Source organism: Aquibacillus sediminis, from assembly GCF_005870085.1.
Lineage (GTDB): Bacteria > Bacillota > Bacilli > Bacillales > Amphibacillaceae > Aquibacillus_E > Aquibacillus_E sediminis.
The window spans coordinates 17,041-33,525 of the sequence record NZ_SZNM01000006.1 but is presented as its reverse complement, the minus strand read 5'-3'; the positions used below and the strand labels follow the sequence as shown (position 1 = coordinate 33,525).

Sequence of the window (16,485 nt, the reverse complement as noted above, 5' to 3'; positions counted from 1 at the left end):
ATGAAAATAGAGGATGTAACTAAAGCTTATCTTTTAGTAACACCCTCTTTTAATTTATTTAGATTTTCGATTTATGAGTAACATCATGTGAAAGATCTTCTACTTTCTTTTGTAGTAATTCATTTTGTTCTTTTAAGAACTCAATTTCTCCCTCTAATTGCTTTACTTTATAACTATCTAGTCTTTCTACTCCACTAGAACTACCTACATGTTCATTTAATTTGTGGCTTTGTTCACCATGTCCATGGTGTGAGTGACTGCCTTTTTTTCGACCACCATGTTTATGCCCCTTATGACCACCGTGCATAAAAAGCATCATCAATGGACAAATCAGAAGAACTAAAAGCAATGCCCAGTCCATAATTAACACCTCCAACAATCATTACCAAACGCCGTTTAGGCTACGACCTCACATCCTCTGTCACCAATAACTTCTTTTAGTGCATCTTCATTAGTTCGTATTGTTCACTCCTATAATAGATTTAGAATATTTATATAAAGTGAAACTTCACTCAGTGTGGGTTTTTGCTCTTCCCCCACTGAGTGTTAGTTGATCCATTCGGGGTGAAAGCGATAGTTTTACTCCCAGTTAAACATCTCCGTTTCACTTCATGTTTTGCAGTGGGAGTCTTACGGACGGTTGCACCTGGATAAAATTCAGCACGTCGTCTGAGCCGTTTTGGTTTTTATTTAACTTCTATAAGCTTATCTTAAGGCTTCATTGTGCAGAATTAATGCAAAATTTTTGCCAAGATTGTGAATTTTACACAAACACCATTACCTTTGTTTGCATTTTACACTTCGTCTTTATTATATTAGTTTTTGTGTTAATTAGTAGAGGGTTTAAACCTTTTTAGTCTTAATGCATTTAGTAATACAGATACAGAACTAAAGCTCATAGCAGCTGCTGCAAACATAGGACTTAACAGTGGTCCTCCGAATAGGAATAGTATTCCCATCGCAACCGGAATGCCAGCCGTGTTATAGGCAAATGCCCAAAATAAATTCTCTTTGATATTTCTTATCGTAGATTTACTTAACTGTACTGCTGTCGGAACATCGATTAGGTCACTTCTCATTAGAACAATATCAGCTGATTCCATTGCGACATCTGTTCCAGATCCAATTGCAATCCCAACATCAGCTTGAGCAAGCGCCGGTGCATCGTTAATTCCATCTCCAACCATCGCAATTTTGATACCTTCCCCTTGAAGTTTTTTCACTTCACTAGCTTTGTCTTCTGGCAATACTTCACTCAGTACTCTATCGATACCTACTTGCTTTGCAATTGCTTCAGCTGTTCGTTTATTATCACCAGTAATCATTGCTACTTCTATTCCCATTTGGTGCAGTTTCTCAATTGCCTTCACACTATTTTCCTTAACGGTATCTGCTACAGCAATTATTCCAGCAATTTTATCATCTATTGCAATATACATCGGTGTTTTACCATCGGCTAGCTGATCTAAAGTACCTGAAAGTGAACCTAATGAGATATTACGATCATCCATCAATTTTTTGTTTCCTAATAGCAAATTTTTATCATTTACTGTTACTTCAATTCCGTGTCCTGGAATAGCATTAAATGCAGTTGTTTTCCATAAATCTAATCCTTTTTCTTCTGCATCTCTTACAATCGCTTCCCCTAAAGGATGTTCAGACCCTTTTTCAGCTGAAGCTGCTAAACTTAACAACTCATATTCTGATAGTCCATTCACTGTAACGGTGTCAGTGACTTTAGGTTTTCCTTCTGTAATCGTCCCAGTTTTATCAAATACAATTGTTTTTAGTTTGTGGGTTGTTTCCAGTGCAGTACCACTTTTAATGAGTACACCATTCTCAGCACCTTTACCAGTACCAATCATGATAGCTGTTGGAGTTGCTAAACCTAAAGCACAAGGACATGCAATAACTAATACCGAAATAAAAATTGTTAATGCAAATAATCCAGTTTGTCCTGCAAAGTACCATGCTAAGCCAGAAAGTATTGCAAGTGCTATTACAATTGGCACAAAGTAACCTGAAATAATATCCGCCATTTTAGCTATTGGTGCTTTCGATCCTTGTGCGTCTTCAACCAATTTAATTATTTGCGATAGTGCTGTATCTTTACCGACTTTTGTTGCTCGGTATTGAATCGTTCCATTTTTATTAATACTTCCACCAATGACAGGGTCATCCGTGTTCTTTTCAACAGGAATACTTTCGCCGGTAAGCATCGATTCATCTACAGCTGTCGTCCCCTCTGTAACCACTCCATCAACAGGTAGCTTTTCACCAGGTTTAACAATTACAATGTCATCTACAACTACTTCATCAATCGATATTTCTACTTCTTTTCCATCCCTGAAAAGCCTAGCTGTCTTAGGTGCTAAGCCCATTAACTTTTTAATTGCCTCTGATGTTCTTCCTTTTGTTAAGGTTTCAAGATATTTCCCCAATGTAATTAGCGCTAAAATAACTGCTGCTGTTTCAAAGTATAAATCATTTGCAAAACTTATTTCCCCAGAAAGGATCATAACAGTTGCAAAAACACCATATAAGAATGCAGCACTTGTGCCAATTGCAATTAAAGAGTCCATGTTTGGATGTCCACGAAATAACGTTTTAAAACCCACAAAATAAATACTTTTGTTCACAACCACTACAGGTAACGTTAGTACAAGCTGAACCAGCGCAAATGCTTCTGGATTAAATTCAGGATCAATAAAACGTGGTAATGGTGCTCCTATTAGATGTCCCATTGCGATATAGAGCAATGGTGTTGCAAAAATAGCTGAAATTAAAAATCTTTTCCACAAACTTTTTATTTCTCTTTCCTTTTTCTCGTGGTCTTCGTCTACTGATTCTGAGGATGAACCGACATCTTCACGCGCTTCATACCCTGCATTTGCTACAGCATCGGTAATATCAGAAACAGTAACAACAGAAGAATCATACTGAATATTCATTTTTTCAGTTGCTAAATTTACGTTTAAATCGATTACACCATCTAGCTTGCTAGTTGCTTTTTCAATCGTTTGCGCACAGGATGCACACGTCATCCCTGAAATAGAAAAGGTCTTCTTTTCTGTATCTGCTATTGCCTTGTAACCTGCCTTATCAACAGCAGTTTGAATGTCTTCTATAGAAACTTTATTTTCATCAAAATCTATACTGAGTTTTTCAGTTGCTAAATTAACATTTGAAGTATTAACACCCTGAAGCTTTTTTGTAGATTTTTCAACTGTTTGTGCACAGGATGCACACGTCATTCCTTCAATATTTAATGTTTTTGTAGTCACCTTTCTCACCCTTTCGCTTAATTAGCTAATTCCGCTTGATGCCCTACTTCACCAACTACCTCTGTTATTTTGTCAGATGTCAGTATGGATTCATTGTACTTTACAACAGCAGTACCTTTTTTAAGGTTAACTTTCGCTTTCCCTACACCCTTCTGCTCTTTTAGTGCCGTTTCAATTTTATTGACACAGTGTCCACAACTCATACCTGTAATATTTATAGTTACTTTTCCCATTCCTTAACACTTCTTATTTTTTAATGATGATTTTGATGAAGATGCCCTTTACATTGGCATTGCCCTGGTACACAATTGCACTTCACTTCTTCTACCGCTTGACTTTTCTTCATCTCTAAATTTTTTTCTAATAATTTAATATCATCATGACTTAAAGTTGATTCTAGGATCATTGTTGCAATTGTTTTGCCTACTTCTTTATTACAAATACGTTCAAACAATCTATCCTGCAACATTTTAACACTTTCATTTTCATCGACAGCAGCAGTGTAAAGATATCTTTTTCCATCTTTTTCTGTATCTAACATCCCCTTTTGAACTAATCGACCGATCAATGTCTTCGCTGTTGCCTGCTTCCAGTTTTTCTTTGATTGTAAAACCTCTATAATATCTTTGCTGGTTGCTTGTTGAAGCGTCCAAACTACACGCATGACTTCCCATTCAGCATCTGTTATTTGAAACTTATCTTCCATTTTCACTTTTATCACCTTTTTTGTTTACAATTGTAATCTGTTTATATTTTAAGTTTACGACTGTAAACAATAATTGTCAATCAAATTTAATCTAATTCACAATTACTTCATAATTTTTATATAGTCCTCACGGAACGGAACATACCCATGATTATTTCAAAAAAACAGTTAATCGATACTTTTGAATCGATTAACTGTCGTTCATTTAATTAGTTATTTGCTTTCTAGTTATAATTAAGTAATAGTGGTCTTCTTTCACTTTATGCCTAATTACGTTCATTCCAATATCTTCTAGTTTCTTTAACAAAGGGTTTGCTTTGTGAGGGACATGTATTTCAAAATCTCTATCCGATGGTGATTTTTTTATATAATTTATAACATCGTTACCGGGATGTTCCCCTGCTAAAGCTTGTAGTCGAACATCGATGATAGCCCGCTTTCCTTCTAATTGAATATCTATCAAGTCGATCCCCCCTAGGATTTTAATGAAAACATACATCGTAGAATAAAGACACAATGAATATAGCTATTTGTATGGTTATTTATTAGGTTTAACTACCAACTTTCTAACAATGCTATAAAGTAAATCCTCTTTCCGTTCAATCATTAAGCCCGCCTGATTTATATTATCCAATGTCTTACGGTTAATATTTGCCCCCCACATATTTACTGTAATAGGATTTAATATATCCATCATTTTTCCTATTACTTCATTTTCGCTTCTCATATGTTCCAACAAGATGATTTTTCCATCAGGTTTACAGACTCTGCCCATTTCTTTTAGTCCTTGTACAGGGTCAGGCACGGAACAATAAACACATGTGGCTACGACATTATCAAACGTATTGTCTGGAAAGTCCATTTGTTGTGCATCCATTTCTATAAGAGTTATTGGATATGGTAGCGCAAGAGAATTCACTTTTTCCCTTGCCTGCTTTAACATACCTAAACTAAAATCAACGCCTGTCAAATGAATATTGTCAGGATAAAGAGGCAAATTTGCACCAGTACCGACACCTACTTCTAGAACGTTACCTTTTACTTTTTTGAGCAAGTCTGCCCTCCAACTCTCCTTTATCATCTTATCCATGGAATCATATATACTTGATACCCAATTATACCGGTTCTTGATCTTTTCAGTTAAATTCTTTTCCATTAGGAATCTCTCCTAGAAGTACATCAGTGTAAGTATTTACTTGTTATATGTGATTAATTTATAGACTGTAGAATCGAAATCCTTTTTTTTTATTCCTATCCTCCTCACAACTTGATGGAAAACTTAGCCTTGCACACCAAAATATAATAGTAGCGACGATAAGATCAAAACTAGCACCAATAGAACAACCTTTATAAAATCGCTACTTTTGAATTTAATGAAATGATGTTTTTTAACCAATTCTGTTTTTTTACGATATTTGATTAAAATAATTCCAACAATTATTCCTAACAAACTCATTAAATGACTAACTGTAAATGGTCCCAAAATAATTGGGTTTATTCTTGAAAATTCTACAATTCCTCTGATAATCATGAACCCTATTAAATAGTGTAAAAATACCTGGCCATTATAAGAGATTCGCTTTAACCTCAACCATAAATAACCAAATAAGATAAAGTCTAATATAAATTCATATGCCTGAGCAGGATGTAAATAGTCTCCATTTACTTCCATCCCCCAAGGCAAACTTGAAGAAATAGGACCGCCAAATACATCACACCCTATTCGGCTTATTCCTTGTGCTAATATCAACGAGGGTGCAACTAAATCGAGTGTTTTCCAAATCGGAATCTTATGATACTTTAATAACAAATACCCTACTAACAGACCTCCTATTATTCCACCGTGAATAGAAAGTCCTCCCTGATGAACAAATAATATGTTTATAGGATTCGCTAAATAAAAAGAAGGGTTATAAACAAGGACATAAACCAGCCTTGCCCCTATAATTCCCCCAATTACAGAATAAACTGCTACATCTAACAATACATTATGGTTCATCCCGTGTTTCTTTGCCCCTCTAATAAATAGGAAGATACCAATTACTGCTCCTATTGCAATCATTAACCCAAAAAAATACAGGGTAAAGGGCCCAATACTGATCAATGGCTTCATTTATACTTCTCCTCATACCTTTATTTATTTGTAAATTAGAAAAGGTATATGTCTAACTAATTACCATTCACAATAACTATACCTTTCGTATGACAGAATTATAAATATAAATTATCGATTTTTCATGCAGAAATTAAATAAATTTCTAAAAGCTTTTTATTGATTGCTAATTAAAGGAAGAGATTTTAAAAACGAAGATGATTATGGGAGAATTGGGGATAGATAAATTGCTTTACCCCCTTTTCTGTTATTAGAGTAAATGGAACAGAACCAAACGAAGCATATCGTCTGATCTTCTATTTATAAACGTTTGGATTATTTCTAAATAGTAAGATGACAGATAATACAAGATAGGAGTATAAACCTATAGAAAAACGCCTACGTCATATGTTGCCGGTTCGTAGGCGTAAACGAAACTATCCGATAAATGAGGATAGTTTCTCTCAAGCGTCTGTTAACTGCATCGTTGTTATACAAGTGTTATCTCCTTCAAATGTGGACAAATCGGACTCTACAGATTTTCCTTCGTTTGAAATCTTAATACTATAGGTTTTGTCACGCGGGAGCCATAAATCAATAAATCCATTTGCTTGCGATGTTATCGTTTCATCCACTACTGCATTGCCTTCTTCATCCTCAATATACACTTCAAAATCTTCTTTTGCCATTTCACCTTGGCAACCAGTTAAGCTATGGTTGGAACAAGGATGTGTTTGTTCGACGTATGGTGCAATAGATACAAAAAACTCATCTTCAGGCATTTCATAAACTTCCTCATTGCTGTCACTTCCCGTTACAATTAGTTCCTCAGACGTTACTGAAGCATTTTGGGCTTGTACGTTCCCTAACGTGTAATCATTGATCAACTTTTTTATATCTTGTGCTTCCCCTTTATTTTGATTTAGATTATCACTTACGTTAGTTAATACAACTAATGCGATAAGTACAACAACTGCAATTCCTGCAATCATTATTTTTTTGTTCATCTTGTTTCAGCTCCTCTAGTATTACTTTAGCTAAAATAATATCCCATACAAGCTTACATTATAGTTCTTTTATATCTTTATGATCTCATTTATTATAATAGTTAATTTTGCAGAATCTATGAAGATTTATTGAATTTCTCCAACAAGCCTGCACGACTATAAATTCAACCTGGATAACAAACCATTATCAGTAGAAATTTATTTGTATACGTTGGTTGTAAGGGAACTTATACGTAACAACTTCTTTTTTCATCACTAAATCTTACCCTATAAAATTAAATTGGTTAACATTATCAGTTTTTTTCCACTCTACGTTATATTGCTAAGATATCCTGCAACATTACACCTAATAACACAATTCTTCAATGCAACATCATTGGATCGGATGATTATACAACAAAGCCTTTAAGTTTTTGGAAAGTTCCTATACATCTGCTTTTGTTATTCTTCACAACTTCCACATAAGTTCTACATAAAATCTTCATTTAACAGAGATATAATAATAGTAATCAAGAAAGGAGATGTTACAAATGAAAAAAATCGTAGTAGGTGTACTAACAGGAGCTGTTCTATTAGGTGGTGCAACATTCACTTCGGCTGCAACAAATGGGGAAGGGGAAGGACTTGTTAATTTTGGACAAATGAAGCCATATATTGAAGAAATGCATCCTGACCTTTCAACAAAAGAACAGAAAGAAATGTTTGATAACTGCCATGGCCAAGATGGCTATATGCAAAACGATAACAACCAAAACATGATGAGTGACTTCTAGTAGGAGGGCTTGAACATGATGGGCGGTGGAATGATGAATGGATATGGTATTGGAATGATGGGTTTTGGAATATTAGGTTGGTTAATCAACCTTATCATAATAGGGGCTGTTGTGTACTATGCTACTAAGTTAGCATTGAAAAATTATAATAAAGAACAAGAAAAGTAGATGAAATATACAAAAATATCAAAGGAGCAAAAGAGATACGAGTATCACTTTTGCTCCTTTGCGTGCAAAGCACGTACACTCCATAACCTCTTTCTTTTTAAAAGGGGGAAAATCACATTATTAAGAAGCCATCATACGGCAAACTTCTGCACACTCTCGGCAAATTTTCGCACACTCTTGACAATGTGCATCTTGAAACTTTTCACATTCGATCGCACATGTTTCACAGATTGCTGCACATAGTTGACAGTGTTGTTGTGAAAGTGCACTATTTCTTGCCATATAAGCTATTGCTTGTAAACAACTTTCTGCACAATCATTTAATGTTTGGATACAATGAACTCTGGCTTGTACGTCTGGTTCTTGTAAACAAGCAGTTGTACATTCTTCACAAGCTCTCGCACACTTCACACACGCATCAATACAGTTATCCATGTTAGTTGGTGATGCTGATAATACACCCATATCTAAAAACCTCCATATAATTTTTTCGAGATTAGTATTTGTACCAACATGAACTCCTATTCAAGAGAAGGAAATGAATGTCGGTATTAATAACGATACACATTTCCACTCTCCAAAATATACCAGTTGTCTGCAGATTTGCCTATTTCCAGATTTATTCTCCAGCCTTCCTGACATAAATTTGAAATCTCCTTTGAAACTAGGACAGGACCAATCATATCAGCCCCAAAGTCATCTTCTAACCACAACTTCTCTTTTTCTATCTTTTCCACTAGAAATGAACTTTCTATTACATCCTCGTATGGTAATTGCGGAGCATTTCGAGCGTAATAAAAAAGCAATTCAGCAAGCTTTTCAACTTTTGGGAGATCTTTCGCTTCTTCAAAAAAATCTTGATAATTATGATCACTAAAGCCCTCTTCCGTCATCCATTTTGAAAACTTCTTCATCACTCGAACGGAATTCTTCATTAACGATTTCGATGCCACTACTTTACGTATCATAAAATAGTCCAGAAATTCACTTATTTGATATTCTGTTATTTCTTCCTGACCAAATAACTTCGTGAAACTCTCTTCATCTTCTTCAAATTGAGCTTCCCATCTCTTACGTTTTTCATCATCTAAAGTTAGATATCCATACATATTCAGATAATCCTTAAAGAGGAAAAGTACTCCTTCATATTCACGAAATGTTTTTTCTTTCAACCTCATTTTCTATTGTTCTAAAAATTCCTCAAAAATAGTATCGATAGTTTTCAAACCGTTCTCTCCCTTAAAAATAAACATCCAAATTTTAAATTTATAATGACAATCTGTACATCGTTAAGGTAAATCAACCTTGTCAATTAATTATTATATTAACATCTTAAATTTACTTTTAATGTAAGCACAAGAAAAAAGACTTCTCAAAATTTCAAAGAAATTAATGAGAAGTCATATTTTAAACTTTATATTAGCAGTTTGTTAGCATACTGCCCCGAAATGCTTATACATCAAGGTTTGGAACGGCAGTCCAGCTACAAGGGCTAGTCGCTAGCGTCATAAGCAGTTCACCTCCAATGACCAAAGAGCAGATCATTTGCGGCGCTCTGCTTATGCGTGTCGCGCCTGGCAATCCCTTTCCGCTTTCTATTATTACATCATGCCGCCCCTACGGTGAGAGTGTTTTGAATTATTGTTTAGATATTTTTCTAATTAATGCTTCCACTTCATCAGCAGTATCCATAGAAAGAAAGTCGTCTTTATAAGAAGTCATTTTTTCCTTAGACAAGTCTTTAATTTGTGTACGTGCAGGTAAGATTGAAGTTGCACTCATACTAAATTCATCAAGGCCTAAACCTAATAGAATTGGAATTGCAATGGAATCTCCAGCCATTTCACCACACATTCCAGCCCATTTACCTTCTGCATGTGCAGCCTCGATCACATTATTAACTAGGTTTAGTATTGCTGGATGATATGGTTGATATAAGTATGAAACACGTTCGTTCATTCTGTCTGCAGCCATGGTATATTGGATAAGGTCGTTTGTTCCGATACTGAAGAAGTCAACCTCTTTCGCAAACTGACGAGCAGCTACTGCAGTGGAAGGAATCTCAACCATAATTCCCACTTCGATAGATTCAGAAATGTCATATCCTTCACTCTTAAGATTTTCTTTCTCTTCTAAAAGAATTGCCTTTGCTTGGCGGAATTCTTCCAAAGTTGCAATCATTGGGAACATGATTTTTAGGTTACCATATGTACTAGCACGTAATAGTGCACGTAACTGTATACGGAAAATATCATCACGCTCTATGCACAGACGAATCGCACGGTAACCTAAAAATGGATTCATCTCTTCTGGAAGCTTTAAGTAACTAAGTTCTTTATCACCACCAATATCCAATGTACGAACGACAACAGGTTTTTCTCCCATTTGCTCTAGAACCGATTTATAAGCTTCGAACTGCTCCTCTTCCGTTGGCAGTTCACTTTTACCCATGTATAAAAACTCCGTGCGGTAAAGCCCTACCCCTTCACCACCATTGTTTATAACACCTGTAACATCTTCGGGTGTACCGATATTAGCAACTAACTCCACATGTACATTGTCAGCAGAAACAGTTGGTTCATCTTTTAACTTGGCCCAAACACGTTTTTGCTCTTCAAAGTCTTCTTGTTTCTTTTTGTAAGAGGCAAGTTCTTCTTCGCTTGGGTTAATGATAACTATGCCATCAATACCATCAACAATAATCATGTCGCCGTCAGAAGCATCACTTAAAATTGTCTTTGTCCCGACTACAGCTGGGATTTCTAGCGATCTTGCCATAATAGCGGAGTGAGATGTACGCCCACCAATATTTGTAGTGAATCCTTTTACAAATTGCTTATTTAATTGTGCTGTGTCTGATGGTGTAAGGTCTTCTGCTATAACAACTACTTCTTCATCAATTAATGCAGGATCAGGAAATGTAACACCTAACAAGTGTGCCTTCACACGTTTTGTTACGTCTTGAATATCTGCTGCACGTTCTCTCATGTATTCATTGTCCATTGCTTTAAACATGTCTACGAACATATTTGCAGTTTCTTCAAGCGCAGCCTCTGCGTTAACTTGTTCTGATTTAATCTTATCTTGAATCGGATTTATCATTTCTGGATCTGTTAATACTAATAGGTGAGCTGAAAAAATTTCTGCATGCTCATCCCCTAATGATTTTCTAGCGTTTTCTTTGATTTTTTCTAATTCCTGCTTTGAAATTTGTATTGCTTGGTCCAAGCGTTCAATTTCAGATTCTGAGTCTTCTACTTTCTTTTTCTCAAAAGACAGATCAGGAGTAGCCAAAACATATGCTTTAGCAATGGCAATCCCTTTTGAAGCTGCTATACCGATTACATTACTCATATGTGATTACTCTCCTAATCCTTCTTGTTTAATCACTTCGTAAATTGCGTCAATGGCCTCTTGCTCGTCGGAACCTTCAGCTTTAATTGTAATTTTTCCATCTTTAGGGACACCTAGTGACATAACCCCCATGATTGATTTTAGGTTTACAGATTTACCGTTATATTCTAATGTAACATCTGAATTAAAGGTTCCTGCTTTATTTACTAGAGTCGTCGCCGGTCGGGCATGAATTCCTGTATTATCTGTAATTGTTAATGTTTTTTGTACCATTCCTATTCTCCTCACTTCCATTTTTTTACACTATTTATCTATTCATTTCTGCTTTAATTTCCAATGTAATCGAATTTCCACCCTACGCACAGGATTGATTGGAGATGTTTTGCATGACTCATCTATAATTCTCAACTCATATTTAAAAGATTTAAGAATAAAGAGAGAATAGAAGATCTATTCTCTCTCCGTTCAACCTAAATAAGAAGTATCTGTATACCAACCATTTATTAAAGTTCTTGACCATTTGTTGCAATCACATTTTTATACCAGAAGAACGATTTTTTTCTACTACGTTCAAATGTACCACTGCCATCATCTTGCTTATCTACATAGATATAGCCATAACGCTTCGACATTTCACCTGAAGATGCACTAACTAAGTCGATACACCCCCAAGACGTATAGCCCATTAATTCTACGCCATCATCAACCGCTTCGCCCATAGCTCTAATGTGTTCTCTTAAATAATCAATTCGATAGTCATCGTTAATGCTTCCATCTTCTTCAACCTTATCATAGGCACCTAAACCATTTTCGACTACAAATAAAGGCTTTTGGTAACGACCATATAATTCATTTAAAGAAACACGTAGACCGACTGGATCGATTTCCCATCCCCAATCACTAGCTTTTAAGAATGGATTCTTTACTCCTCCAATTAAGTTACCTTGACCGATCTCTTCAGGTGTTTTGTTCTTTTTATCCGTACGTGACATGTAATAGCTGAATGAAATGAAATCAACTGTACCTTCTTTAATTAGCTCAAGGTCCCCTTCTTCCATTTCAATATTGACATCATTCTCTCTGAAGTAACGGTCGATGAAACTTGGATATTCACCACGAACCTGTACATCTCCACAGAAATTATTAAATATACGGGCTTCTTGCTGTGCATAGACAACATTTTCAGGATTACTGTCATAAGAATAAACAGGTGCATAGATTAACATACAACCAATTTGTGAACCTGGAATAATTTCGTGTCCTAGTTGCACAGCTTTGGCACTTGCAACAAATTGATGATGAAGTCCTTGGAAGCTGTCTTGCAGACGTGTTTCTTCACTTTCAGGTGAAAAACCAAGTCCAAGTAGTGGCATGTGTGTCGCACCGTTGATTTCATTAAATGTTAACCAATATTTCACTTTATCTTTGTAGCGGTTGAATAGAACGGTTACATAGCGTTCAAAGAATTCAACCAATTTACGATTTCTCCAACCACCATATTCTTTGATAAGGTGTAGTGGTGTTTCGTAGTGAGCTATCGTTACTAATGGCTCGATATTGTATTTAGCTAGTTCATCAAATACCCGATCGTAAAATGCTAGCCCTTCTTCGTTTGGCTCTAGTTCATCTCCGTTTGGAAAGATACGAGACCAAGCAATACTCATACGGAATGTTTTGAATCCCATTTCTGCAAATAAAGCAATATCTTCTTTATAGCGGTGATAGAAATCAATACCCTCATGGTTAGGGTAAGTGTATTTTGATTTATCGATTTCAAAATCGAATCCAGTTGATGATAAAAGTTTTAATCTATTTTCTTTACCTCCTGGTAATACATCAGCCAAATTAAGCCCTTTTCCACCCTCTTGATATGCACCTTCTAGTTGGTTTGCAGCAGTTGCACCGCCCCATAGGAATCCTTCTGGAAATTTAACTGTCATTATTCATCACCTCAATTAAAATTTATAAATCATTATTTTCTCTTGTATTAAGAGATAACTGGGTCATTACCAATAAAAAAACCTAAGCCACTATAGAAAATTGGAAGAACCTCTCCCATTTCTATAGCAACTTAGGTTTTGCCTGCTTATCAGTAACAATCCATAAATTATATTTATTTGTATATATAATATAGCATTCTACTGTTAGAATGTAAAGGTTTACCTACTACCTTCTATTATACTTAACAAATACTTCATATTTACTTTAAGACTGTCAATAAACGATCACCAGCCACTGTATTTTCATCTTCTCCATTGATCACATCTAAGTATTCATGAGAGTTTGTAATGACAACTGGGGAAGTGATTTCGAAACCTTCCTTTGTAATACCTTCAATATCAAATGTCCCAAGCACTTGCCCTTGCTCTACCCTATCTCCATACTTTACCTTCATATCGAAAAATTTACCGTCTAACTGCACTGTTTCGATACCAATATGGATGAGCACTTTAATGCCTGCATCTGAGGTGAGACCAATGCCATGATTCGTTGGAAATATGGATGTAACGGAACCAGTAAATGGTGCATGTAGTTTTCCTTCAATTGGGACAATGGCAACACCGGGCCCGATTGCCTCCGAGGAAAACACATCATCGTTTACATCTTCTAAGCTTATGATTGCACCTGTTAGCGGACTAAGTACAATCGAGTCATCAAGCGCTTTATTCTCAACTTTGGATCGGTCATCGATTTCCTTGATCATTTCACTTTCTATTTCCACTTCATAACCTAAGAAGTAAGTAATAATCATCGAGATTAAAAAGGCAATCAAGGTACCTAATAAAAACAACACAAATCCCTCACCGAAGAAAATAGGTAAGGTAGTAATTCCTGGTACACCTACCGAGGAGGATCCTGCACCTGAGACACCAACAATGGCTCCACCAATGGCCCCACCAACACACCCAATAATAAAAGGTTTCTTAAAACGCAACGTAACTCCATAAATTGCTGGCTCTGTTACACCGAACAAGCCAGCGATTGTTGCTGGTGCAGCAATAGATTTCACCTTGCTTTGTTTCGTTTTTAGCCAAACACCTAAAGCAGCGCCTGCTTGAGCAAAAATAGCTGGAGTAATCATAGCAGTAAATGTGTCTTGGCCAAATTGACTTAAATTATTTAATGCAATTGGGACAAGCCCCCAGTGTAATCCAAAGATAACCAAAATTTGCCAAGAAGCCCCCAGTAACACTCCCGCAACTAATGCACTATTATCATAAACAAAGGAATAACCGCCCCCAAGCCATTCGCTGAGAGTGTTTCCTATTGGACCAAAAATTAATAAAGTCAAAGGTACCATCATAGCGATTAGGGTTAATGGTATAAAGAATTTTTTTATGGTGCTTGGATAAACTTTATTCAAAATGGACTCAATCTTAGAGGTAACATAGATTGCTAGTATAATTGGGATAACTGAAGTGGCATACGTCATCAACACAACAGGGATCCCAAAAATATTGAGGTCCAATTCCTGATTATATGCATTAATAATATCAGGGTAAAATAGTGCACATGCAATAGCAACCGCCACATGCGGGTCAGTACTAAATTTCTTGGAAGCTGTGAAGGCAAGATGAACTGGTAAAAAGTAGAATAGACTATCTGCTGCAGCATGTAATATGATATACGTTCCATCCGCCTCTGTTAACACACCTAGCGAAGTTGCAACGATTAAGAATCCTTTTAAAATACCTGCACCAGCCATCGTCCCTAATAAAGGCGTGAAAATACTTGATATTATATCAATAGCTCCATTAAATAGCGATCCTTTTTCGTCACGACTTTGCTTTTTATTCGTGTCCTCTAACTGTGTCTGTTTCATTATTTCTCGAAAAACATCATTTACTTCTGTTCCTATTACAATTTGAAATTGGCCTGCAATTTGCTTCACTTGAATTACACCAGGTAATTTACTAACTAGAGCTTTATCAACTAAATCACTATTTTTCAGTTTAAATCTTAAGCGAGTTGTACAATGGCCTACTGAACTAATATTGTCTTCTCCACCTACATACATTACTATATCTTTAGCTATCTGTGCATAATCCATTGCCGTGCCTCCTTTAGTCATGATTCAATTTTAGTGGTGTACGCCTTATTTGTCACTGACATAAGAAAAAACTAAACTGGCTTTGTCCAAGTATTGCAAAGGTCTAATATCCTTTTACATATACTAACAAAAGGCAATTTAGTTTCTATCGAGACAATCTATAAATATTAGTTATTAATCCATGCTTGACGGTTTGTTACACGGTGAATATGCAAGGTTAAATATATTTTTTCATCATTAGAAATGTTCCAATCATACGTCTTTGCCACATACTTGGCAATTTTTTCGCTACACAAGTAAGCTTGTTCATATTTCTTTTTCACTTGCTCAAATAAAAACTCATCCGTCTGACTTTCCTGCTCCATTTCTTTACGAACAAAACGCATAGCAAAGAAACGCAAGTGAGTTAGAAACCTTTCGTAATTAATAGAACTTTCATCAAGCTTCATATCGAAATGATATTTGACTATATTTAGAATATTATTGACCATTTTCGTTACTTGAATAGCAGCGTCCATATTGTCTCCAGTCAGCTGACTGTTTAATAGGTGAAGAGCGATTAATCCCGCTTCATCCTCAGGAAATCTAACCCCTGTCTCTTCTTCTATGAAATCAAGGGCTTTTAATGCAACCTGAAATTCTTCTTTATAGTACTTTCTGATTTCCCAAACGAGTGGATTTTTAATTTCAATTCCCTCTTTTTGCCTACTAACAGCAAAATGCAGGTGGTCTGTTAAAGCTACGTAAAGGTAATCATCAATTTTATAGGATAACTGAGACTTTGCATAATCCAAAATACGATGAGAAAGTTCTAAGTATTCCTCTGGCGTATCTACGAGTAATTCCGCTAATTTATCTGACAACCCTTGATCCTCTAGCACAAACTTTTTTTCAATTTTATCTAACTCAATCGGTTGTCCAACCTTTTTTTGAAACGCTAATCCCTTCCCCATTACAACCATTTCTTGCTGCTTGTCATTTTCGGTCAAAACTACATTATTATTAAATACTTTTTTGATCTCCATTTAATCAGCCCTTGTTCAAAAATTT

The 16,485-nt window shown here is 35.8% G+C and carries 17 protein-coding genes; 2 read left to right on the top strand and 15 right to left on the bottom strand.

Annotation, left to right across the window (positions count from 1 at the left end):
* Positions 1–58: 58 nt before the first annotated feature.
* The 8 genes from FCI53_RS08400 to FCI53_RS08365 form a co-directional block, all read right to left on the bottom strand.
* Positions 59–361 carry a DUF2933 domain-containing protein gene (locus FCI53_RS08400; protein ID WP_138417775.1) on the bottom strand — a complete coding sequence of 101 codons (303 nt, stop codon included), beginning with the start codon at positions 359–361 and terminating at the stop codon, positions 59–61.
* 466 nt (positions 362–827) lie between these two features.
* Positions 828–3,284 carry a heavy metal translocating P-type ATPase gene (locus FCI53_RS08395; protein WP_138417773.1) on the bottom strand — a complete coding sequence of 819 codons (2,457 nt, stop codon included), beginning with the start codon at positions 3,282–3,284 and terminating at the stop codon, positions 828–830.
* A 17-nt stretch (positions 3,285–3,301) separates the two neighbouring features.
* A complete protein-coding gene (locus FCI53_RS08390) occupies positions 3,302–3,517 on the bottom strand; it encodes a cation transporter (protein ID WP_138417771.1) in 216 nt (71 codons plus the stop codon).
* A gap of 20 nt (positions 3,518–3,537) precedes the next feature.
* Positions 3,538–3,990 (bottom strand): CopY/TcrY family copper transport repressor, encoded by a 453-nt coding sequence (locus FCI53_RS08385; RefSeq protein ID WP_138418018.1) that lies wholly within the window; start codon positions 3,988–3,990, stop codon positions 3,538–3,540.
* A 205-nt stretch (positions 3,991–4,195) separates the two neighbouring features.
* Positions 4,196–4,453 carry an amino acid decarboxylase gene (locus FCI53_RS08380; RefSeq protein WP_138417769.1) on the bottom strand — a complete coding sequence of 86 codons (258 nt, stop codon included), beginning with the start codon at positions 4,451–4,453 and terminating at the stop codon, positions 4,196–4,198.
* A 75-nt stretch (positions 4,454–4,528) separates the two neighbouring features.
* A complete protein-coding gene (locus FCI53_RS08375; protein WP_138417766.1) occupies positions 4,529–5,146 on the bottom strand; it encodes a class I SAM-dependent methyltransferase in 618 nt (205 codons plus the stop codon).
* Positions 5,147–5,269: 123 nt separating this feature from the next.
* Positions 5,270–6,103: a prolipoprotein diacylglyceryl transferase gene (gene lgt, locus FCI53_RS08370; protein ID WP_138417764.1), complete on the bottom strand. Its 834-nt coding sequence runs from the start codon at positions 6,101–6,103 to the stop codon at positions 5,270–5,272.
* Positions 6,104–6,546: 443 nt separating this feature from the next.
* Entirely contained in the window at positions 6,547–7,089 is a 543-nt protein-coding gene (locus FCI53_RS08365; RefSeq protein ID WP_138417762.1) for a CueP family metal-binding protein, read from the bottom strand.
* A 530-nt stretch (positions 7,090–7,619) separates the two neighbouring features.
* On the opposite strand from FCI53_RS08365, the gene FCI53_RS08360 reads away from it, so the two are divergent.
* Both FCI53_RS08360 and FCI53_RS21380 read left to right on the top strand, forming a co-directional pair.
* On the top strand, positions 7,620–7,862 hold the full coding sequence (locus FCI53_RS08360) for a hypothetical protein (RefSeq protein ID WP_138417760.1): 243 nt from the start codon (positions 7,620–7,622) through the stop codon (positions 7,860–7,862).
* Between the two features lie 15 nt (positions 7,863–7,877).
* Positions 7,878–8,030, top strand: a complete 153-nt coding sequence (locus FCI53_RS21380; RefSeq protein ID WP_171038108.1) for a hypothetical protein — start codon at positions 7,878–7,880, stop codon at positions 8,028–8,030.
* Positions 8,031–8,150: 120 nt separating this feature from the next.
* Here the strand turns inward: FCI53_RS21380 and FCI53_RS08355 are convergent, their stop codons facing one another.
* From FCI53_RS08355 to licT, 7 genes are all read right to left on the bottom strand, one after another.
* Positions 8,151–8,495 (bottom strand): four-helix bundle copper-binding protein, encoded by a 345-nt coding sequence (locus tag FCI53_RS08355; protein ID WP_138417758.1) that lies wholly within the window; start codon positions 8,493–8,495, stop codon positions 8,151–8,153.
* A gap of 86 nt (positions 8,496–8,581) precedes the next feature.
* On the bottom strand, positions 8,582–9,202 hold the full coding sequence (locus tag FCI53_RS08350; RefSeq protein ID WP_138417756.1) for a hypothetical protein: 621 nt from the start codon (positions 9,200–9,202) through the stop codon (positions 8,582–8,584).
* Positions 9,203–9,668: 466 nt separating this feature from the next.
* The gene (gene ptsP / locus FCI53_RS08345) at positions 9,669–11,384 is read right to left on the bottom strand and encodes a phosphoenolpyruvate--protein phosphotransferase (RefSeq protein WP_138417754.1); all 1,716 of its coding nucleotides are present in this window, start codon (positions 11,382–11,384) and stop codon (positions 9,669–9,671) included.
* A 6-nt stretch (positions 11,385–11,390) separates the two neighbouring features.
* Positions 11,391–11,657 (bottom strand): phosphocarrier protein HPr, encoded by a 267-nt coding sequence (locus FCI53_RS08340; protein ID WP_138417753.1) that lies wholly within the window; start codon positions 11,655–11,657, stop codon positions 11,391–11,393.
* Between the two features lie 230 nt (positions 11,658–11,887).
* A complete protein-coding gene (locus FCI53_RS08335; RefSeq protein WP_138417751.1) occupies positions 11,888–13,324 on the bottom strand; it encodes a glycoside hydrolase family 1 protein in 1,437 nt (478 codons plus the stop codon).
* A gap of 260 nt (positions 13,325–13,584) precedes the next feature.
* Positions 13,585–15,435: a beta-glucoside-specific PTS transporter subunit IIABC gene (locus FCI53_RS08330; protein WP_138417749.1), complete on the bottom strand. Its 1,851-nt coding sequence runs from the start codon at positions 15,433–15,435 to the stop codon at positions 13,585–13,587.
* Between the two features lie 167 nt (positions 15,436–15,602).
* Positions 15,603–16,460: a BglG family transcription antiterminator LicT gene (gene licT, locus FCI53_RS08325; RefSeq protein ID WP_138417747.1), complete on the bottom strand. Its 858-nt coding sequence runs from the start codon at positions 16,458–16,460 to the stop codon at positions 15,603–15,605.
* Positions 16,461–16,485: the final 25 nt, after the last annotated feature.